Here is a 19,021-nt window from a genome sequence, read left to right as displayed (position 1 = left end):
CCAAGCGACTATTCGGTCGTACGTGACGATGACGAAGATCCCAGGCTCATTCACGGTTGTAACCGGAGGGAGGGCGGGCGACTTCGTCACGCCTCTGGCCGGGTGGCCACCCGGCCAGAGGCGCAATCGCTTCCATCGCACAAAATCTCTAACGTGCAGATACAAGGGAGGAAAGGTTGGGCGCCAGACCATGAGGGAGGGAAGGTTGGGTGCCAGACCATGAAGGAGGAAAGGTTGGGTGCCAGACCTCAAAGATTCCGCAAATGGCTACCTCTCACCCTCTCTGCCTCCCCAACACATCCCCCAGCACCTCGAACACGCGCCCATCCAGCGTCTGAGACACATTGAACCGCATGAAACCCGTCGCGGTCTGCGACAGGCTGAAGGCATTGCCGGGCGCCAGCACGATCCGTCTTTCCAGTGCCGCCCGCGCCACATCAGCCGCGTCGATGCCCTCCGGCAGGCGGCACCAGAGGAACATGCCGGCCTGGGGTTCCAGCCAGGGCGTGATGCCGAGGCCTTTCAATTTGGCCGAGACCTCCGTCATCGCCCGGGCGAGGCGCTGCCGCAGCGTCTCCACGTGCTTGCGGTAGCCGCCGTCGCTCAGGACGGCGAGCACCAGCTCGGCGGTCATCCGGCCGCCGCCGAAGGAGGTGGCGATCTTGAGGTCGGTGAGGCCGTCGATCCATTCCGGCTTCGCCGCGACGAAGCCGCAGCGGGCCGACGCCGAAAGCGTCTTCGAAAAGCTGCCGATATGGATGACGCGGTCGAGCCCGTCGAAGGCTGCGAGGCGAGGGGCCGCCGCATATTCGAAATCGGCGAAAATATCGTCCTCGATGATGGTGAGATCGAACTGGTCGGCGAGTTTAAGGACGCGATGGGCCGTGACGGGAGAGAGCGTGGCGCCGGTCGGGTTGTGGATGGCGGAGTTGGTGATGTAGAGCCGCGGCCGCTGTTCGGCGACGACCTGGGCGAATTGCTCGATGTCGGGACCGGAGGGCGTATAGGGCACGCCGACGATCTTGGCGCGGTGGGCGCGCAGCAGCGCATGGAAGTTGAAATAGCAGGGGTCGTCGACCAGTACGGTATCGCCGGGTTCGAGCAGGAAGCGGCAGATGAGGTCGATCGCCTGCGTGCCTGACTCGGCGAGCATGATCTGATCCGGCGAAGCCTCGATGCCGTGTTCGCCCATGCGCCGCGAAATCAGCTGGCGCAGCGGCGGCAGGCCGAGCGGCGAGCCGTAATCGGCGAGGGCCGCCCCATCGCTGCGGGCAAGCGTTCGGAGCGCCCGGCGCATGCCGTCGCCCGGCAGCCAGGAGGGCGGCAGCCAGCCGCAGCCGGGCTTGAGATCGGCGTCGCCCGCCTCCAGCGATTGCCGCGAGATCCAGAAAGGATCGACGGCGCGGTCGAGCTTCGGACCGGCCTCGGCCAGCGCGAAGGGTGCCGCCTGGTTGGCGACATAAAAGCCCGAGCCCGGCCGCGACACGATCGCGCCCTCGGCGACCAGCCGCTCATAGGCATCTACGACGGTCGAGGTCGAAAGCTTCATGCTCGCCGCAAGCCCGCGCACCGAGGGCAGCTTTGCCCCGGGCGTCAGGCTGCGCCCGGCGATGCGCTGCCGGATCGTCGCGATCACCATCTCGACGCGCGTGCGTCCCGCCAGTTCTTCGTTCATCCGTACTGCTTTCCGCATCATAACAGTTTTGCGAAATCGTATCAGACCGTCACTGTAATGACCATCCGTACAGGCCGATAAGGGTGAGCAGCGCGCCGCTTGCCAATTTGATTCAAGGGGCGCGCTTAGGTCGTTGTTTTTATGCATGTCGTTCTTCTCAAGGCCGGCATGGACTTTGGAAGGAATGCATGATGGAGCGCATGACGGCGGGATGGATCAATGGTTTGATCGGGGTGGTGATCTTCAGCGGCTCGCTGCCGGCGACCCGTGTTGCGGTGGCGCAGTTCGATCCCGTCTTCCTGACCGTTGCGCGCGCGGCAATCGCCGGGCTTCTTGCGCTCTGCCTGCTGATCATCTTTCGCGAGAAGCGGCCGTCCGGGCGCGATATCCTCTCGCTTGCCGTCGTCGCGCTCGGCGTCGTGGTGGGCTTTCCGCTGCTGACGGCGCTGGCGCTGCAGCATGTCACGTCAGCCCATTCGATCGTCTTCGTCGGCCTGCTGCCGCTCGCGACCGCGACCTTCGCCGTGATCCGCGGCGGCGAGCGGCCGAAGCCGGCCTTCTGGCTTTTCTCTGTTCTCGGCAGCGCGCTGGTGGCGGGTTTTGCGCTGGCGCAGGGGCTGACCGCATCGCCGGTCGGCGACCTCCTGATGCTGGCGGCGATCCTCGCCTGCGGCCTCGGCTATGCCGAAGGCGGCCGGCTGTCGCGCACGCTCGGCGGCTGGCAGGTGATTTCCTGGGCGCTGGTGCTGTCGCTGCCGCTGATGGTCGCGGTCGCGTTTCTCTATCGTCCGGCCAGTTTTTCCGGCATCGAAACGCCGGCACTCGTCGGCCTTGCCTATGTCTCGCTGTTCTCCATGCTGATCGGTTTCATCTTCTGGTATCGCGGCCTCTCCCAAGGCGGCATCGCCGCCGTCGGCCAGCTGCAGCTGCTCCAGCCCTTCTTCGGCCTGGCGCTCGCCGCCACCCTGCTGCACGAGCCGGTGACATGGGCGATGCTCGGCGTAACGGTCGGCGTGATCGTCTGCGTGGCCGGGGCGAGGCGGTTTGCGCGGTAGCGGCCGAACTCCCGCCGCCGGTCACAAAGCAGCCGCTCAATCGTCAGCAAATGGCCCCGTTACCGCCGCATCGTGCCCTTTTCAGGCTTCATCGTCGCGACCTCGCCAGCCTTTTCAGTCGCTGAGCGATCGACCGAAATCACCGGAAAAGGAATGAAGATGATCACTCGTTACACATCCCTTGCAACGATGACCGCTGCGGTTTTCAGCCTGCTTGCTCTCAGCCCGGCATCCGCTGTGGAGATGGCCCAGGCGCAGCAGCAGCCCGCACAGGGCGAGGCGCCGATGCAAGGACAGGGCGGGGGCAGCGGTGCGGCCGCACCCGTCAGCGATAAGAAACTCGAAGCCTTTGCCGTCGCCTACGTGCAGGTCGACAAGGTCCGGCAGGAATATTCGGCCAAGATCGACGCGACGAAGGATCAGGCCGCAAAGCAGAAGCTGCAGGAGGAGGCCAAGAAAGAGATGGTCGACACCGTCCAGGCCTCCAAGGATATTTCCGTCGAGGAATATTCCTCGATCCTGACGGCGGCGCAGAGCGACCCGGCCCTCGCCAAGAAGGTTCTGGAAAAGGTCGGCAGTTCGTCGCCGGCGCAGCCGCAACAGCAGCAATAGGCATAGCGCCCAGGCGCCGCGAAGGCGGCGCAGCGGACGCGCTGCGTTCGCTCCCGCAATGCCCGCCTGCTGGCAGGGCATTGCTCCGGCTTGTGCGATCTTCCCTCAGAGCCGGTCGAAAACCTCGGGGCTCAGTTTCCCGATCCTCAGCAAATGCTGCAGCGTGTAAGACACTGAAAGCGCATCGTCGAGGCCGTCGTGGCCCCTCAGCGGCGGATGTTCGACGCTGTAGTAGTCGGCCAGTTTGCTGCTTGGCGTCCTTGCCAGATCCTCGATCGGCATGCCGGCGGCCAGCAGAAGCTTGACGGCGTTATCGAACCTCTGGGCCGGAATGGGGGGCTGGATGCCGGCGACATAGCAGCTGATCGCCATCATGTTCATCTCGTCCTTTCCCCAGGACCAGAACCGGGCGCCCTCCGAGAAGCGGTCCATACTCGACAGAGCATCCTCCAGCGCCACGCCATGAGCGTCGATATCCGCTTCGGTAATGCCCGTCAGATCGGTGAAGTAAGGATCGAGCGGATATCGTCTGCCGAAACGGTCGATGGGCCTGATGTAGATCCTGCGCGTATCGAGGATCGGAAATTCGCCTTCGAGGCCGAGCTTGACTGCGCCGATCTGCGCTATGACGGGATCGGGGTCGTGTGCTGCAGCCCAGAATCTGCGCTGCGATCCTTCGCGGCAAACATATTCACAGTCGAATAAGATGGCGGTCTTCATCTTCAGTTCTCCGAGGATTTGTCAGGGGCGACCGTTGCGGGCTGTATTAGTTGCCCTCACTCCGTATCGAATTTGAAGATCGGCCGGCCGCTGAGCGTGAAGGCTTCGCCCGGATGGTAGAGATAGGCGGCACAGGCGCGGTCGAGGCGCATGGCGAAATCATTGGCGACGGAGAGGCGGGCTTCACCGCTCGGCGCCTGCCGGACGAAGGCCTGCAAAGCCTCGGGATCGCCCTTGGCAAAAAGCAGCTCCGTCACGATGCCGAAGGTTTCCAGATCGGCGGCGAGGATCGGCGAGACGGCGCCATCGCGCACCTTGGTCGCCATTTCAGTCCAGCGTGGCCAATCGATCTTGTCGGATAGATCCTCGGGTTTGGACGGCATGGCGTCCGTCTTGCCTATCACATAAGGCTGCAGCGCCGCGACGGCGAGCAGGCGATCCATGACGTCGCCGATGGTAAAGACGTCGGATGTCCTTACATAACGGTCGCCGGAGTAGGCCCTAGTCAGATCCTCTTCCAGAGCCGGTCGCCCGGCCAACTTTACGGCAGCTCGATAGGAAAACAGCCAGGCGACGTCCATCGTGCCGCTTCTGTTGATCGCACCGCTCTTGACCTGCTGCGTCAGTTGTTGGGCAACGAGATCGCCGATCTCGAAACCACTCTCGAGCATCAGAATATGCTCTAGAAAACTCTGCTCCGGTTCGAAAGACGTGCCGATAACGTTGCTGTGGAGTTGCGCCTTTTCAGGCGATCCGCCTCCCTTTACTCTGGGTTGGCCCACCATGGCTCGCGCAAAATCAGCGTTGAACTCCGGCCGAAGTTTGCTGCCTTTCGTACTGCCGCGCTGAATGAAGCGGTCCCATGCCGCAGGGTCGTTTTCGCTGGCTGCCACATAGTTTGCGATATCGGGCAAGCCATTGGCTTCCGCGGCGCGGACGAGCCGCTCCTTGAATTCGTCCGATTGGTCGACGATCGATGCCGAAATCACGCCGCCGGCATTGGTGAATGGGCCGGCGGTACTGTCGAGCGGCACAAAGGGAAAAGCGGCGAACCGCTTCATCAGCAGGTCCTCGCCACCATCCAGCAGCAGTGCGCGGATGCCGGATATGCGAAGCCCCGACATTATCTCATCGAACTTTTCGGCGCCGGCCGCGCCACGGAGCGCCTTATGGCCCAAGCGGTGGAGATACCAGGCTGACACAAGGTCGTTCGCAGCCTGAGACTTGGGACTCCGTTTAAGCACCGTCGCCAGCAGAATGCGGGTTTCGTCATCGCCAAGCCCAGCATAGCGGATCTTGAGATAGGCCGCCTCGGGCCCAAACCTATCGGCAACCGACGGCGTCAAGGCGTCGTGGCCGTCAAGCACGATATCGCTGAAAGCGAGGATCGTTTCCCTCTGCGGGCAGGACTTATCCGCAGCAAGGGCCGGTGCGGCGAGGCAGGACAATAGAAGAAGGCTGAAAAATCCGGTCACTCTGCGAAGCATCGTCATTCCTTTGCGATGCATAGCATCGTCAAATCCTTGGCGGTCCCCAACGCAGCCCCTGACTCGGAGCCCTGCCGCGGCCGGAGGATAGGCGGCGGCTGGGTGCGCGGCAAGGGGATGACACGGGAAGGTGGTGGGTTTCTTGCGGTTCAATAAGCCTTTGCCGGAGGCGGTGGCTCTTTCAGCAAAGGGTATCGCTACGATAGGGAAGCGGCTTCAAATTTTCTGTTCCAGGCGGATTTCGCCGCAGCAAAAACACAAAGACTTCTATGAGTTGGAGAGGGCAATGCGGCGCTGGCCGGCGGCCAGTGGGATGAGTTCTGACGGTGTGGTTTGGGCCGGATGAGTTTGGGCTAGGTTCTCATTCGCGGACCGTTAGGCAGGGTGATAGCCATGGGGTGCCGTGTGCCCCTCATCCGCCTGCTGGCACCTTCTCCCCGTCGGGGAGAAGAGACTCGCGGCAGCGCCGATCGCATATCCAAGCAACGGCACTGATAAAAAAGCGAGGCATCGCCACGGGTCTCTTCTCCCCTCGGGGAGAAGGTGGCGGCAGCCGGATGAGGGGGCTGCACGGCATCCCTTTGCGGATGATATTAGGTCGCGGCCGCGTCACGGCCGCTCCTGGCCAATAGCGCGTTTGCGGATATTCGGCTAACCTGCCGCAAGGCGATGTCGAACGCACCTTCGCTCGCCGCGCGATACATTTTGGTCGAGGGTAGTTCAGTGCAGATCGCGAGATTTTGCTTCTGTTTTGCCATTTGTCTCGGCATCGTGCCGCAGGCCGGCCCGGTGCATGCCGAGGAGTTGGTGCGCTTCGAAGGCGCCCCGGTAAAGCTCAGCCCGTTTCGGATACGCAAGGCGAAAGAACAGGCGGAAACGCTCCCTCAACCGCAAGGGACGCCATTGCTCGGTTACTTGTCTCGCCCGCGAGGGGACGGCCCATTCCCGGCAGTCGTCCTCCTACATGGATGCGAGGGCATGCGGTCGAGCGTCAAGGATCTTTGGCCGAAGCGGCTGGTTTCCTGGGGTTACGTCGTGCTCGTCGTCGACAGTTTCACCACCCGCAACATCAAGGACGCGTGCCAGAGCTTTCTTCCCGATCGTGTCTTCGACGCCTATGGAGCCCTGGATTATCTGGCGAAATCGCGCTTCGTCGATATCAGCCGCGTCGCCTTGATGGGGTTTTCGACGGGCGGCACCGTCACGCTGGACGGGACGAAAATCCGGGGCAACGAACAGCTGATGGACCGCAAATTCAAGGCGGCGGTTGCCTATTATCCGCGCTGCGCGGCAACTCAGGGCGATGCGACGGTGCCGACCCTGATCCTGACCGGCGATCGGGACAATTGGAGCCCGGCCGACCAATGCCGCAAGAGGCTCGCCTCGCTTGGCGACGACGGCGCGCCAATCGAGCTTGAGATCTATCGGGGCACCTACCACAATTTCGACGCGCCGGAATTCAGGGCCGGAAAGAGAGTGCTGGGCCATATCGAAAAATACAATCCGAACGCCGCCATAAAATCCATCGGCAGCGTTCGCACCTTCCTGCGAAACTATCTCTAGCACGCCGCCCAAGGCTCACTTGGCGGGCACGACCAGCGCCTCGTCCTTGCGCACGATATAGGTCGCCAACTCGGACGCCTTGCCGCTGCCGACGTTTTTGGCCGAGTGGACCACGCCGGAGGGAATGAACAGCGACTGGCCGGTTTGAAGCGTCACCGGCTCCCTGCCGTCGAGCCGGTATTCCAGCGTGCCTTCCAGAACGTAGGCGATCTCTTCGCCAGGATGGGCGTGTCTTGGCGCCAGAACGCCGGGCGCGAAATCGACGCGCACCTGCACGGCCGCGTGGCCGGGCACATCGATATCGCTCTTGACGAGATCGGTTCGCTGCAGCGGCTGCTCCGCATGCGCTGCGGCAGCAGTGCCGAGAGCAAGGGCGAGCGCCATAGCCTGGATCATTTTCATCGTGTCATCCTTCCTGAACTGACCATTGCCGGCTCGTTGGCCGCGATGACATTTCAGCCGATGATTGAACCAGGGATGTGTCTGGAAACTCGCATTTTTGTAAGCGAGTGTATCTGGCGGGTCAGGCGAACCGGACCGCGCTTTTCGCCCGCGCCTTCGCCGCCACTTCCTCGCGATCGCGCGGCGGTTGGGAGGTCTCCAGGGAATCGATCAGTTCGCGGGCGCAGGCGGCGATCGAACCGACCGCCTGCTCGAAGGCGGCCTCGTTGCGCTTCGACGGCTTGGTGGTGCCGCTGAGCTTGCGCACGAACTGAAGTGCGGCATCATGAATCTCCTCGTCCGTTGCCGGGGGATCGAAATTGAACAGAGGTTTGATGTTTCGGCACATGGCTTGCTCGCGGTTGTTTTTCATTGCCGCCGAAGGGAGAGCGGCTTTGTCTGAAAGGTAGTCGGGCGGGCGCGAAATGCAACGGGGGGCCACGGAAATGGGCGGCCCTGCCGCTCAGGGTAGCGGGGCCGGCGTGTCGCTCAGCGTTTTGAGATAGGCGATGACGTTCAGTCGGTCGGTTTCGTCGGGTGCTCCGCGGACGTCCATGTTGACGCCGGGCGTCGTGAGGGTGGGGCCGGCGATGAAGATGTTGAGGTCCTCGTAGGTCCATGTGCCGTCCCACGCCAGCAGGGTCTTGGAATAGCCGCCGTATTTGGTCGATGCCTTGTCTCGTCCGACGACGTTCCACAGGTTGGGGCCCTTGGAAGAGGGGATGTCCTGCGGGCGTTTGCCGTGACAGCTGGCGCATTTGGAGGCAAAGAAGGCTGCGCCTTTTGCTGGATCACCGTTTGCCAATTTGGCGGAAATCGGCTCGGGCTTTTCAATGATAACGCCGTGGGCCAGCAGATAGTCGGCGATATCGGCATGATCGTCGTGTTTCGCAAGATGATAGGGCGTGACGATGGCGGCGTTGCGGGCGGGATCACCGCGCACCCAGATGGCGTTGACGTCGGCGCCGGCTTCCACGAACAGCTTGACACAGTCGAGACAGTTGCCGGCGACCGCGAAGTGCAGCATGTGCTCGCCCCTTACAACGGTATTGGGGTCGGCGCCATGCGCCAACAGCAACCGGATGAGATCGGCGGAATTGTTGAGGACGGCCGCCGTCAGCGGCAGGCCGAGGCCGGATTGCTTGTTCACGTCTGCCCCGCGCGCGATCAGCAATTCCGCCGCTTCGCGATTGCCGCTGCGGACTGCGAGCAGGAGAGCGGTGGCTCCCTTGTCCTGCTCCTCGATGTCAGCGCCTTGATCGAGCGCCGCCGCAAGCGCGGTCAGGTCGCCGCTCTTGGCCGCCTCGTGAAGCTGACCGGCGTGCGAAATCGCAAGAACGCTCAAATAGACGAATATGCCCCCTATCAGCCCGCGCATCTCGCTCTCCCCCGGCTAATTTGGCGGGAGAATTATATACCCGTTCCCTTTGGCTGGACAGTCCGCAGCGCGCCCGACCGCGTTCCACGAAGGGCTGCAGGGCATCCCTGTCTGGCAGAGCAACAGACATCCTCAAGCCGCCGAAGTCGAACCTCTCGCCCCAAGCGTCGCAATGTCCGTCACCCCGCCGGAGGATTCGAAGTCGAAGATCTTTTGCGTCACCAGCGCGGCCGCACCCCTTGCCCAGGAATTGTCTTCCCAGTCGGGCAGCAGCGGTGGGGCGGTGCGGAAGGTGCGGGCGGTGAGGGCTTCGCGCAGGGGGGTGAGGAAATGGTCGCCGAGGGAGACGGCTTCGCCGCCGGCGACGATGACTTCGGGGTCGGTGACGTTGACGAGGTTGGCCAGCGCCGTGCCGATGCCGCGGCCGGAGTCTCCGACGAGGGCGGTGGCGGTGGGGTCGTCCGAGGCGAGGGCGGAGCGCAGTTCGGGCAGGCCGAGGTCGTCGCGGCCGGTCGCCTCACGCCAGCGGCGCAGCATCGAGAGCTCGGAGTGATAGGCCATGAGACAGCCGCGCTTGCCGCATTCGCAGAGGCGGCCGCCTTCCTCGAACAGCGTGTGGCCGAACTTGCCGGCCGCGCCATTGGCGCCGCGATAGAGCTTGCCGTCGATGACGAGGGCGCAGCTGATGCCGACGCCGACGGCGAGCACGGCCATGTTGCGGTGCTGGCGGCCGAGGCCGAAGAGCTGCTGGGCGATGGCATAGGCGTTGGTATCGTCCTCCAGCCAGACCGGCACGTGGACGCGGGCGGCGACCAGCGAGGCGAGCGGCACGTTGTCCCATTGGAAGCGGTGGCTGCGCACGCAGGCGGTCTGTTCGTGGTTGATGACGCCGGGCATGGAGATGCCGATGCCGGCGAGCCTGGCCTTCGGCCGGCCGGCGAGCTTGACCAGCTCGGGCACGGTGCCCGCCAGGAGATCGGCGACATAGTTAGGATCGTGGCCCTCCAGGCCGACGCGCATGGCGGCGACGGGGTTGGTGGCGAGGTCGGTCGCGACGCACTCCACCGAATCCACCATCAGCTTGAAGCCGAGCGCGAGCGAATGCTCGTAATTGATCTCGACGGGGATCGGCCGGCGGCCGGCGGGGCCGGGCACGGCCTTGCCCTCGGTGACGATGCCTTCCTCCAGAAGGTCTGAAACAACGAAGGTGACGGCGGCCGGGGAGAGGCCGATGACGGTGGCGATATCGGCGCGGCTCCTCGGCCCTTCGCGTCTGAGAAGGTTGAGGATGAGGCGTCGGTTCATGGCTCTCGCCGTGGTCTGGTCGCCTTTCAGCTTCACGATGCATTCCTTAATTTTGTAAATTAATTATTGCGGGCTCGCTCAATCTATGCATAAGTTCGCCCGCCGATCAACTGAAGCCGGGGCGATTGTACGCCAGGCATCGCAGGGCGAACGGCGCGTTGAATGCCTGATCGAGCGCGTTCCAAGGAGGGGGCGGCTTGGGCCGGGCGGTGTTGATCGATCAACTGGGAGGAATTCAATGGCATTTTCGAAGCAATTTCCCGAGACCACCCGCAGAAGCTTCCTGAAAGGGGCGGGCGCCGTTTCCGCGGCCGCGGTCACCGGTGTGGCCACCGGCGGCTTTCCGATCCCGGCGATCGCGCAGGCGCAGGAGGTCACGATGATCTCTGCCGAAAACAACGGCGCCGCACTCGACGCGCTGAAGGCGATCGCGGCGGGCTTCACCAAGGAGACCGGCGTCAACGTCGTGATCAACAATATGGACCACGAGGCCCACAAGACGGCGATCCGCAATTATCTCGTCGCCGGCGCGCCGGATGTTTGCTCCTGGTTTTCGGGCAACCGCATGCGCGCCTTCGTCAAGCGCGGCCTGTTCGACGATATTTCCGACCTGTTCGAGAAGGAAAAATACAAGGACGTGCTGGGGGCGACGGCCGGCGCCGTCACCGAGGACGGCAAACAATACGGCCTTCCCACCGGCGGCACGCTCTGGGGCATGTTCTACCGCAAGGATGTGTTCGAGCAGTACGGCTTGACGGTGCCGAAGACCGCCGAGGACTTCATGGCCTATGGCGAGAAGTGCAAGGCGGCCGGCATCACGCCGATCGCGATCGGCACCAAGGAATTGTGGCCGGCGGCCGGCTGGTTCGACCAGATGAACCTGCGCATCAACGGGCTCGACAAGCACATGGCGCTGATGAACGGCGAGATGAGCTATCTCGATCCGTCGCTGACTGATGTCTTCGACCAGTGGGAGGCGATGATATCAAAGGGCTTCTTCACGCCGAACCACACCTCCTTCGGCTGGCAGGAGGCCGCGGCGCTGCTGGCGCAGAAGAAGGCCGGCATGATGAACCTCGGCGCCTTCCTGCGTTCCGCCTTCACCGAAGCGGACCTGCCGCAGCTCGGCTACGCCACCTTCCCGGTGCTCGACGCCAAGGTCGGTCATTTCGAGGAGTTCTCGGTCAATTCGATCCACATTCCCGCCAAGGCGAAGAATAAGCAGGGCGCGCGCGATTTCCTCGCCTATTTCTACAAGCCGGAGAATCTGGCGGCCTATCTGGAGCCGGGCGGCAACGTGCCGCCGCGTCACGACCTGCCTGCGAGCAAGGATCCGCTCGTCAACGTCGCCGTCGAGACGATGAAGACGGCGCAGGGCACCTCGCAATATTACGACCGCGACAGCGACCCCGACATGGCCCAGGCCGGCCTCGTCGGCTTCCAGGAGTTTATGGCCAAGCCCGACCGGCGCAAGGCGATCCTGACGCGGCTCGAGGGGACGCGGAAGCGGATTTATAAGATTTGATGGGTGTGCCAGTTTGCTGACGGAGCGCGCTCCTTGCTCGACGTCATCCTCGGCCTTGTGCCGAGGATCTGTTGCCCTATCGAACGGGGCAGATGCTCGGGACAAGCCCGAGCATGACGAAGGAGGGGTGGTGGGCTTTGCCGGCAGTCCGATACGTTGCCCTTCACTCGACGTCATCCTCGGCCTTGTGCCGAGGATCTGCTGCCCCATCGAACGGGGTTAGATGCTCGGGGCACAAGCCGAGCATGACGGGAGGAGGGGTTGGTGGCCTTCGTCGGAAGTCCGATACGTTGCCCTCCACTCGACGTCATCCTCGGCCAGGATCTGCTGCCCTATCGAACGGGGGCAGATGCTCGGGACAAGCCCGAGCATGACGAAGGAGCGAGTGGCCCGATCTTGTTAGCGGTGTTGGCTGGCATCAGCCCGCTCCCGAAATAATTTGAGGCTCCAGAGATGCAGACATTATGGCGCCGCCAGCGTTGGTGGCTTACCCCGACTTTGCTTATCGCGCCCGGTATCGTGCTGTTCTTCACCGTCATCCTGCTCTCGGCGGTCAGGAGCGTGTGGATCAGTTTTCACGAGTGGGACGGGTTCGGGCCGATGGTGTGGATCGGGCTCGGCAATTACGTCGAGCTCTACAACGATCCGCAATTCTACGTGTCGCTGAAGAACAATCTGATCTGGCTTGTCATGTTCATGGCGGCGCCGCCGATCGGGCTCGCGATTGCGCTTCTGGTGAACCAGAAGATCGCGGGCATGCGCTTCCTGAAGTCGCTGTTCTTCATTCCGCTGGTGCTGGCGTCCGTCACGGTCGGGGTCGTCTTCACCTGGGTCTATACGCCGGAGTTCGGGCTGCTGGCGCTGATCTTCCGGGCTTTCGGGGCGGTGGCGCCGGCGGTGCTGTCGGACGAGCATTTCGTCACCTTCGCGATCGTCATCGCGGCACTCTGGCCGCAGATCACCTTCTGCATGGTGCTTTATCTCGCCGGCCTCAATAATCTGAGCGAAGAGCTGATCGGGGCAGGGCGCGTCGATGGGGCGCGGGGCTGGAACATGCTGCGCCACATCGTGCTGCCGCAGCTGACGCAGGTCACCTTCATCGCCATCGCCGTCACCGTCGTCGGCGCGCTTCGCTCCTTCGACATGATCTCGGTGATGACCTCGGGCGGGCCGTTCGGCTCGTCTTCGGTGCTCGCCTACCAGATGTACGAGCAGTCGATCTTCTCCTACCGCTTCGGCTACGGCGCGGCGATCGCCTCGGTGCTCTTCGTGATCATGGCCGTCTTCATCGCCTGGTATCTCACCCACATCATCCGCAGCGAAGAGAGGGGAGGCTGATGTATCCTCGTCCCATTCCCGAAAGTGCCGTCTGGCAGCGCCGGTTCTATGTCTTGACCGTCGTCATCGTGCTCATCCTCTGGCTCTGCCCGCTCTTTGCCATCATCCTCACCTCCTTCCGCTCGACGGCTGACGTGATGGGCGGCAATCTCTGGGGCTGGCCGACCGAGATCGGCCTCATCGACAATTACCGGGCCGTCTTCACCGACACACCGATGGCGCGCTATTTTCTGAACAGCCTGATCATCACCATCCCTTCCGTGCTCGGCGTGCTGGTGCTGTCGACGCTCGCGGGCTTCGTGCTGTCGCGCTACCGCTTTCCCGGCAACATGCTGATCTTCGCGCTCTTCGTCGGCGGCAATTTCCTGCCGCACCAGATCATGATGATCCCGGTGCGCGACCTGATGGTGAGGCTCGACCTGATCGATACGACGATGGCGCTGATCATCTTCCACGTCGCCTTCCAGACGGGCTTTGCGACGCTCTTCATGCGCAATTTCATCGCGGCGCTTCCCGACGAGCTGTTCCAGGCGGCGCGCGCCGAGGGCGCTTCGCCCTTCCAGACGCTGATCCATGTGGTGATCCCGCTGGTGCGGCCGGCGCTCGCGGCCCTTGCCATCCTGATCTTCACCTTCGTCTGGAACGATTATTTCTGGGCCGTGGTGCTGACCGTCAGCGACAGCGTCAAGCCTGTGACGGCGGGCCTTGCCAATCTGCGCGGCGAATGGGTCTCGGCCTGGAACCTGGTTTCGGCCGGCACGATCATCGTCGCCGTGCCGCCCGTCATCATGTTCTTCCTGATGCAGCGGCATTTCATCGCCGGCCTCACCATGGGCGCGGTGAAGGGATGAGCCGGCGTCTTCCGTTTCAACAAGAGAGGGCCAGGATATGACCAGTCTCGAACTCCGAGAGATCAACAAGAATTACGGCGCCTATCATGCGCTGCGCGGCATCGATCTCTCCGTCGCGCAAGGCGAGTTCATCGTCATGGTCGGCCCGTCCGGCTGCGGCAAGTCCACGCTCTTGAAATCCATCGCCGGGCTGGAGACGATCTCGTCGGGCCAGATCGTGATCAACGGCCGCGATGTCAGCCGGCAGGAGCCGGGCGATCGCGGCATCGCCATGGTCTTCCAGTCCTATGCGCTTTATCCGCATATGACGGTGGCGGAGAATATGGGCTTCGGCCTGCGCATGGCCAAGCGCCCGAAGGCCGAGATCGATGCGGCGGTTGCGCGCGCCGCCAAGATCCTGCGCATCACAGACCAGCTCGACAAGCGGCCGAAGCAACTATCAGGCGGCCAGCGCCAGCGCGTGGCGATCGGCCGGGCGATCACCCGCTCGCCGGAGGTTTTCCTGTTCGACGAGCCGCTGTCGAACCTCGATGCGGCGCTGCGCACCCAGATGCGCGTCGAACTCAGCAGCCTGCATGCCCAGCTCGGCGCCACCATGGTCTATGTCACCCACGACCAGGTGGAGGCGATGACCATGGCAAGCCGCATCGTCGTGCTCAATCAGGGGATCATCGAGCAGGTGGGATCGCCGCTGGAGCTTTACCGCAACCCCGACAATCTCTTCGTCGCCGGCTTCCTCGGTGCCCCGCGCATGAATTTCCTCGGCGTCACCATCGATGCCGTCTCCGGCCGTCATGTCACGGTTTCCGCGCCCGGCCTCTCGCCGCTGACGGTGGAGCTGTCGCAGCCGACGACGGTGGCCAAAGGTACGGGGCTCACGCTCGGCGTGCGGCCGGAGGCGATCTCGGTGGTCGCCGAGGGCAGCGAGAGCGGGGCTGTTCACGGCGAGGTGCGCCTCGTCGAGCATCTCGGCCGCGAGACCATTCTCTATGTCGATGCCGGCAATCTCCAGACCATCGCGTCGGAAAGCGGCACCGGCAACATCACCGCGCAGCTCAGCTACGTCGCGCCCTTCGCCGCCGGCCAGAAGGTGGCGCTGAAGCTCGATGCCGGCGAGCTCTATCTCTTTGCTCCCGATGGCGGCCGCACGATCAGCGCCCGCAAGACCATTCTCGACAAATAGGAAAGACCAGCCCCGTGTCCGACAAGACCCTCTCCGTATGGAACACCGTCAAGACCGACCGCTTTCTCGTCGGCGTCCCGCATTATCCCGAGCATGTCGATGAAAGCTATTGGGAGCGCGATGCCGAGCGCATGGCGAAAGCCGGCTTCAACGTGGTGCGCATGGCCGAATTCGCCTGGCATATTCTCGAGCCGAAGCTCGGCACCTACAATTTCGATCTCTTCGACCGCGCCATAGCAATCCTCGGCCGCCACGGCATCGATACGATCATGTGCACGCCGACGGCCACCCCACCGCGCTGGCTGACAGCAGCCCACCCTGAAATTTTAAGGGTCGACGGCAAGGGCCGGCCGATGAGCCACGGCTCGCGCCAGCACTGCGATACGGCAAGCCCGGTCTTTCGCGAGCACAGCAAGCGCATCACAAGGGCGATGGCCGAGCACTACCGCGACAATCCTTTCGTTGTCGGCTGGCAGACAGACAATGAGCTCAACACCAGCATGCCGGAGAGCTTTTCCAAGGCGACGCTCAGCGAATTCCAGCTGTTCCTCGCCGACAAATACCGCGAGATCGCCGAGCTCAACCGCGCCTGGGGCGGCGATTTCTGGGCGACGGCCTATGACAGCTTCGATCAGGTGGTGCTGCCGATCGAGTTCGGCCCGACCTTCCCGAGCCCTGGCCATCTGCAGGATTACCACCGCTTCCTCGCCTTCTCGACGGCGCGCTTCCAGCACGACCAGGTGGAGATCCTGCGCGCGGTGAAACCCGCCTGGTTCGTCTTCCACAATCTCGGCGGCTTGCGGGACATCGATTTCCGCGGCCAGTTCAGCAAGGATCTCGATTTCGTCGGCTACGACATCTATCCCATGCTCTATGACGAGTTCATGCGGCTCGGCAACCACGCCAAGGTGCAGGCGCTGCATCTCGATATCTGCCGCGGTTTCTCAGGCAATTACATCGTGCCCGAGCAGCAATCGGGCTTCGGCAGCCAGCCGGGATTCTGCACGCTGACGCCGGAGCCGGGCGAACTGCGCCGCATGGCGCTCTCCTCGGTCGCGCACGGCGCCGACGGCCTGATGTTCTTCCGCTGGCGGCCGGCCCATTTCGGCGCCGAGATCTACTGGATGGGCATCATCGACCATGACGATATCGGCCGCCACCGCTATGAGGAGGCCAGCCGCTTCGCAAGCGAGATGATCGCGCTGCAGCCGAAGATCCTCGGCACCTATGTGCGCATGGATGTTGGCATCGCCGGCTCCGATTTCGACAATCAGGAAGCCCACAAGACCTATCCGATCGGCCTGCCGAGCCCGCAGGACGATGCGATCCTCATGCACCAATATTGCTACGACCGCGGCATCGCCTGCGGCTTCATCCATCCCGAGGACGATCTTTCCAGGCTGAAGCTCTTCTATGTCCCCCACTGGGTGATGTGGAAGGACGAATGGACGGCGAGGCTCGAAGCCTTCGCGGCCTCCGGCGGCACCGTCGTTATCGGCGCGCGCACCGGCACCCGCAACGAGGATAACCACGTCATCCGCGAAACTGCGCCGGGCACGGCACTTTCGAAGCTCACCGGCGTGCGCGTCGAGGATTTCGGCCGCCTGGCCGCACCGGGCGCCAACGGCCTGTTCGACGTGATGGAACGCTCCGGCGGCCTCGTCATCCCGCCGAACAGACCGGCCGAAAGCAACCGCCGCCAGCGCCGCTTCAAGCTCGGCAACCGCGAACTGACCGCCGGCCACTTCTACGAAAACCTGACCGTCGATCCCGACGTCGAAGTGATCGCCGCCTGGTCCAACCGCTACGCCGAAGGCCAGGCGATGGCGACCTCGCGCAAGGTCGGCAAGGGGCAGGTGGTCTATCTCGGCACCTACCTCACGCCTGAGCTGACCGAAGCGCTGACCGAACGCCTGTTTACGCCCGCCGGCGTGGAACCGCTGGTCGGCAAGCTGCCCGAGGGCGTGGAGGTGACGATGCGGATGAACGACGCGCGGCGGCTGCTGTTTGTGCAGAATTATACGGATCAGGCTGCGGTGGTTGGCGGCGTGCCGGCCGGGCGGGATCTGCTGGATGGGGAAAAGGCGGTGAGGGGGACGCTGGAGCTTTCGGGGTATGGGTGTGCGATTGTCGAGGTGGAAGGGTGAGGGCGTAGAACAGAGATAATGTAGGCAGTGCCGGTGGCCCCCTCATCCGGCTGCCGCCACCTTCTCCCCGGCGGGGAGAAGGGGAGTCGCAGCGGCGTCACACGCCCATTCTCTGCAGTTTTAGGGATTGGCGGCATCGCGGCATCCCCCTTCTCCCCAGCGGGGAGAAGGTGGCGGCAGCCGGATGAGGGGGCTGCCATAGCTGACGTCAAAATCGAACTTCACGTCACGGCCGGCGCCGCTCTGCGGTCTCAGCGGGCGCTATCGATGATCAAGCCGCCATCGGGCGTGAGGGTGTAGCCCGTCAGGAATTGCGTGTCCTTGCTCGCGAGGAAGAGAACGTCCGGCGCGATGTCTTCTTCCGGTGAGCCGTAACGGCCGAGTGGGTTTGTCGGTGGGGGAACATTGGCTTCCGGTCCCCATGTTTCAGCTACCGGCAGGACGTTATTGACGGTGATCTTGTCCGCAGCCCACTCGCGCGCGGCCGTAAGGCCAGTGCTGCAGCCGCCTCGGCAAGCAGGCTGAGGTAGCGGACGAACACGCTGATGGGAGCGGTGTTCAGTTTGAGCGAGTCATCCCGCCGTCCATCGCTGACAGCGCCGCTTCAAGATCGGCAACCGCGAAATGTGGCCGGCCACTTCTACGAAAACCTCAATATCGAGCTCGACGTCCGCAGTCGCGCCGCACCCGGCGCAAATGGCCTCTTCGATGCCAGGAAAATGCTCAATCCCGAAATTATGTCTCCCGGATAACCCGGTCGCCTTCCAAAATGCCACTACGTCCGATGTTTTATCGTTGGTAGATGTCGTCCAATATATCCGATCTTTATAGTTTTGGTTTTTGGTTCTTTTAAAAGATGTATCCTATGTAGGCTGTCTACCCAAATATGTTCTTCAAATATTTCGATATCTCCTGCTTCATCTTTAAACTTCCGAGTATCTCCATACTTAGCCATTGTAGGCCCGCTTTCTCCCGTTATCGGAGGCATCGCGTCTGGAAAGGTGCCGGTTGTCTTCCAGTCGGAGGTTCGTTTGTCCAAGTCCGCTAACCGTAAAAAGAGCAGTTTGAGCATTTGGCCACTGAATTTTTTTAGGTTGTCTTCAATTTGTGTTCCAAACGTAAGATTAGGAAAAGCCAGCGCTTTGTTCTCCCAAAATGTACGAGCGGTTAGGTGGCTTCGTGCAGTGTTTCTGCTGCGCTCGATAAAAGCCGTTGCGTGTTCGATTGTTGCAATGTGATCGACAACGAAATCTTGCCCGCCCGAGTGGAAGGCTAGATGATCCAAACTCCATTCACCATCGCGCAAAAAGCCGACGAGAATATTTGAGCCGACAGTGCAAAGAACTGCATCATCCTTAGCGATCACCGCCTTCGGGAAGCAATTAGCGTGGCCGTCGGCAGGTGATTCAACGTCGATGTTCAAAATTAGATTAACGGTTTCATCGTCGAAATCGGCGTCTGAAGGCGTCATTCTCTGCAATGCGGTAAAATATTCACCAAGTTCATAATCAACCTCATAGAGCGAGGTAGCAACGTCTCCTAGACTCTGAAAGACGCCTCCTTGCTCGGCAATTTGAAAAGCCCACGGATCGTCGTGGATGCGCAGCAAGGGAAGTTCGCCCTCTGTTGCATCGACCGCCGCCAATGCCGTCAATAACCTCGATAAATCGCTTTGTGCTGCTGTCGTGGATGAGAATCTTGGCGTCACAGAGGCGCGGTTGAAGATGTAATTCACGTGTCC

Annotated in this window: 16 protein-coding genes and 1 pseudogene; 8 read left to right on the top strand and 9 right to left on the bottom strand. The window is 62.5% G+C overall.

Going from position 1 to position 19,021, the window contains the following annotated elements:
• Positions 1-274: 274 nt before the first annotated feature.
• Entirely contained in the window at positions 275-1,696 is a 1,422-nt protein-coding gene (locus ATY77_RS17190; protein WP_088688290.1) for a PLP-dependent aminotransferase family protein, read from the bottom strand.
• A 170-nt stretch (positions 1,697-1,866) separates the two neighbouring features.
• Here ATY77_RS17190 and ATY77_RS17185 point away from each other — a divergent pair, with 170 nt between their 5' ends.
• Positions 1,867-2,730: a DMT family transporter gene (locus tag ATY77_RS17185; protein ID WP_088688295.1), complete on the top strand. Its 864-nt coding sequence runs from the start codon at positions 1,867-1,869 to the stop codon at positions 2,728-2,730.
• A gap of 159 nt (positions 2,731-2,889) precedes the next feature.
• A complete protein-coding gene (locus ATY77_RS17180) occupies positions 2,890-3,342 on the top strand; it encodes a DUF4168 domain-containing protein (protein WP_088688294.1) in 453 nt (150 codons plus the stop codon).
• Positions 3,343-3,447: 105 nt separating this feature from the next.
• On the opposite strand, the gene ATY77_RS17175 is transcribed toward ATY77_RS17180, so the two are convergent.
• Together ATY77_RS17175 and ATY77_RS17170 are read right to left on the bottom strand one after the other, a co-directional pair.
• Positions 3,448-4,062 (bottom strand): 3'-5' exonuclease, encoded by a 615-nt coding sequence (locus tag ATY77_RS17175; protein ID WP_088688289.1) that lies wholly within the window; start codon positions 4,060-4,062, stop codon positions 3,448-3,450.
• A gap of 56 nt (positions 4,063-4,118) precedes the next feature.
• Entirely contained in the window at positions 4,119-5,549 is a 1,431-nt protein-coding gene (locus ATY77_RS17170; protein WP_141103945.1) for a hypothetical protein, read from the bottom strand.
• 756 nt (positions 5,550-6,305) lie between these two features.
• Here ATY77_RS17170 and ATY77_RS17165 point away from each other — a divergent pair.
• Positions 6,306-7,112, top strand: coding sequence for a dienelactone hydrolase family protein (locus ATY77_RS17165; RefSeq protein WP_245314355.1), 807 nt, complete (start codon positions 6,306-6,308; stop codon positions 7,110-7,112).
• 15 nt (positions 7,113-7,127) lie between these two features.
• Here ATY77_RS17165 and ATY77_RS17160 read toward each other — a convergent pair whose 3' ends face one another.
• From ATY77_RS17160 to ATY77_RS17145, 4 genes are all read right to left on the bottom strand, one after another.
• Positions 7,128-7,514: a cupin domain-containing protein gene (locus tag ATY77_RS17160; protein ID WP_088688286.1), complete on the bottom strand. Its 387-nt coding sequence runs from the start codon at positions 7,512-7,514 to the stop codon at positions 7,128-7,130.
• 121 nt (positions 7,515-7,635) lie between these two features.
• The gene (locus ATY77_RS17155) at positions 7,636-7,902 is read right to left on the bottom strand and encodes a DUF2277 domain-containing protein (RefSeq protein WP_088688285.1); all 267 of its coding nucleotides are present in this window, start codon (positions 7,900-7,902) and stop codon (positions 7,636-7,638) included.
• Positions 7,903-8,016: 114 nt separating this feature from the next.
• Complete coding sequence (locus ATY77_RS17150) at positions 8,017-8,931, bottom strand: ankyrin repeat domain-containing protein (RefSeq protein ID WP_088688284.1); 915 nt, start codon at positions 8,929-8,931, stop codon at positions 8,017-8,019.
• Between the two features lie 132 nt (positions 8,932-9,063).
• Entirely contained in the window at positions 9,064-10,272 is a 1,209-nt protein-coding gene (locus tag ATY77_RS17145) for an ROK family protein (RefSeq protein WP_088688283.1), read from the bottom strand.
• 202 nt (positions 10,273-10,474) lie between these two features.
• Here ATY77_RS17145 and ATY77_RS17140 point away from each other — a divergent pair, with 202 nt between their 5' ends.
• The 5 genes from ATY77_RS17140 (at position 10,475) to ATY77_RS17120 (ending at position 17,280) form a co-directional block, all read left to right on the top strand.
• On the top strand, positions 10,475-11,761 hold the full coding sequence (locus ATY77_RS17140; RefSeq protein WP_088688282.1) for an ABC transporter substrate-binding protein: 1,287 nt from the start codon (positions 10,475-10,477) through the stop codon (positions 11,759-11,761).
• 453 nt (positions 11,762-12,214) lie between these two features.
• The gene (locus tag ATY77_RS17135) at positions 12,215-13,099 is read left to right on the top strand and encodes a sugar ABC transporter permease (protein ID WP_088688281.1); all 885 of its coding nucleotides are present in this window, start codon (positions 12,215-12,217) and stop codon (positions 13,097-13,099) included.
• The gene (locus ATY77_RS17130) at positions 13,099-13,950 is read left to right on the top strand and encodes a carbohydrate ABC transporter permease (protein ID WP_088688280.1); all 852 of its coding nucleotides are present in this window, start codon (positions 13,099-13,101) and stop codon (positions 13,948-13,950) included. The genes ATY77_RS17135 and ATY77_RS17130 overlap by 1 nt, the downstream gene beginning before the upstream one ends.
• A gap of 37 nt (positions 13,951-13,987) precedes the next feature.
• Positions 13,988-15,133, top strand: a complete 1,146-nt coding sequence (locus ATY77_RS17125; RefSeq protein WP_088688279.1) for an ABC transporter ATP-binding protein — start codon at positions 13,988-13,990, stop codon at positions 15,131-15,133.
• Positions 15,134-15,147: 14 nt separating this feature from the next.
• Positions 15,148-17,280: a beta-galactosidase gene (locus ATY77_RS17120; protein WP_088688278.1), complete on the top strand. Its 2,133-nt coding sequence runs from the start codon at positions 15,148-15,150 to the stop codon at positions 17,278-17,280.
• Between the two features lie 251 nt (positions 17,281-17,531).
• Here the strand turns inward: ATY77_RS17120 and ATY77_RS17115 are convergent.
• A pseudogene (locus ATY77_RS17115) lies at positions 17,532-17,768 on the bottom strand (SDR family oxidoreductase); the annotation flags it as partial.
• Between the two features lie 287 nt (positions 17,769-18,055).
• The gene (locus ATY77_RS17110; protein WP_141103944.1) at positions 18,056-19,015 is read right to left on the bottom strand and encodes a hypothetical protein; all 960 of its coding nucleotides are present in this window, start codon (positions 19,013-19,015) and stop codon (positions 18,056-18,058) included.
• Positions 19,016-19,021: the final 6 nt, after the last annotated feature.

The sequence above is a fragment of the Rhizobium sp. R634 genome (genome assembly GCF_002211305.1).
Classification (GTDB): Bacteria; Pseudomonadota; Alphaproteobacteria; order Rhizobiales; family Rhizobiaceae; genus Rhizobium.
This window is presented reverse-complemented; position numbering and strand designations above follow the sequence as displayed.

Coding starts and splice junctions, on each gene's coding strand:
- ATY77_RS17170 (WP_141103945.1), bottom strand. CDS start 5,549: ATGCTTCGCAGAGTGACCGGATTTTTCAGCCTTCTTCTATTGTCCTGC.
- ATY77_RS17130 (WP_088688280.1), top strand. CDS start 13,099: ATGTATCCTCGTCCCATTCCCGAAAGTGCCGTCTGGCAGCGCCGGTTC.
- ATY77_RS17155 (WP_088688285.1), bottom strand. CDS start 7,902: ATGTGCCGAAACATCAAACCTCTGTTCAATTTCGATCCCCCGGCAACG.
- ATY77_RS17135 (WP_088688281.1), top strand. CDS start 12,215: ATGCAGACATTATGGCGCCGCCAGCGTTGGTGGCTTACCCCGACTTTG.
- ATY77_RS17150 (WP_088688284.1), bottom strand. CDS start 8,931: ATGCGCGGGCTGATAGGGGGCATATTCGTCTATTTGAGCGTTCTTGCG.
- ATY77_RS17125 (WP_088688279.1), top strand. CDS start 13,988: ATGACCAGTCTCGAACTCCGAGAGATCAACAAGAATTACGGCGCCTAT.
- ATY77_RS17175 (WP_088688289.1), bottom strand. CDS start 4,062: ATGAAGACCGCCATCTTATTCGACTGTGAATATGTTTGCCGCGAAGGA.
- ATY77_RS17160 (WP_088688286.1), bottom strand. CDS start 7,514: ATGAAAATGATCCAGGCTATGGCGCTCGCCCTTGCTCTCGGCACTGCT.
- ATY77_RS17190 (WP_088688290.1), bottom strand. CDS start 1,696: ATGATGCGGAAAGCAGTACGGATGAACGAAGAACTGGCGGGACGCACG.
- ATY77_RS17140 (WP_088688282.1), top strand. CDS start 10,475: ATGGCATTTTCGAAGCAATTTCCCGAGACCACCCGCAGAAGCTTCCTG.
- ATY77_RS17180 (WP_088688294.1), top strand. CDS start 2,890: ATGATCACTCGTTACACATCCCTTGCAACGATGACCGCTGCGGTTTTC.
- ATY77_RS17185 (WP_088688295.1), top strand. CDS start 1,867: ATGGAGCGCATGACGGCGGGATGGATCAATGGTTTGATCGGGGTGGTG.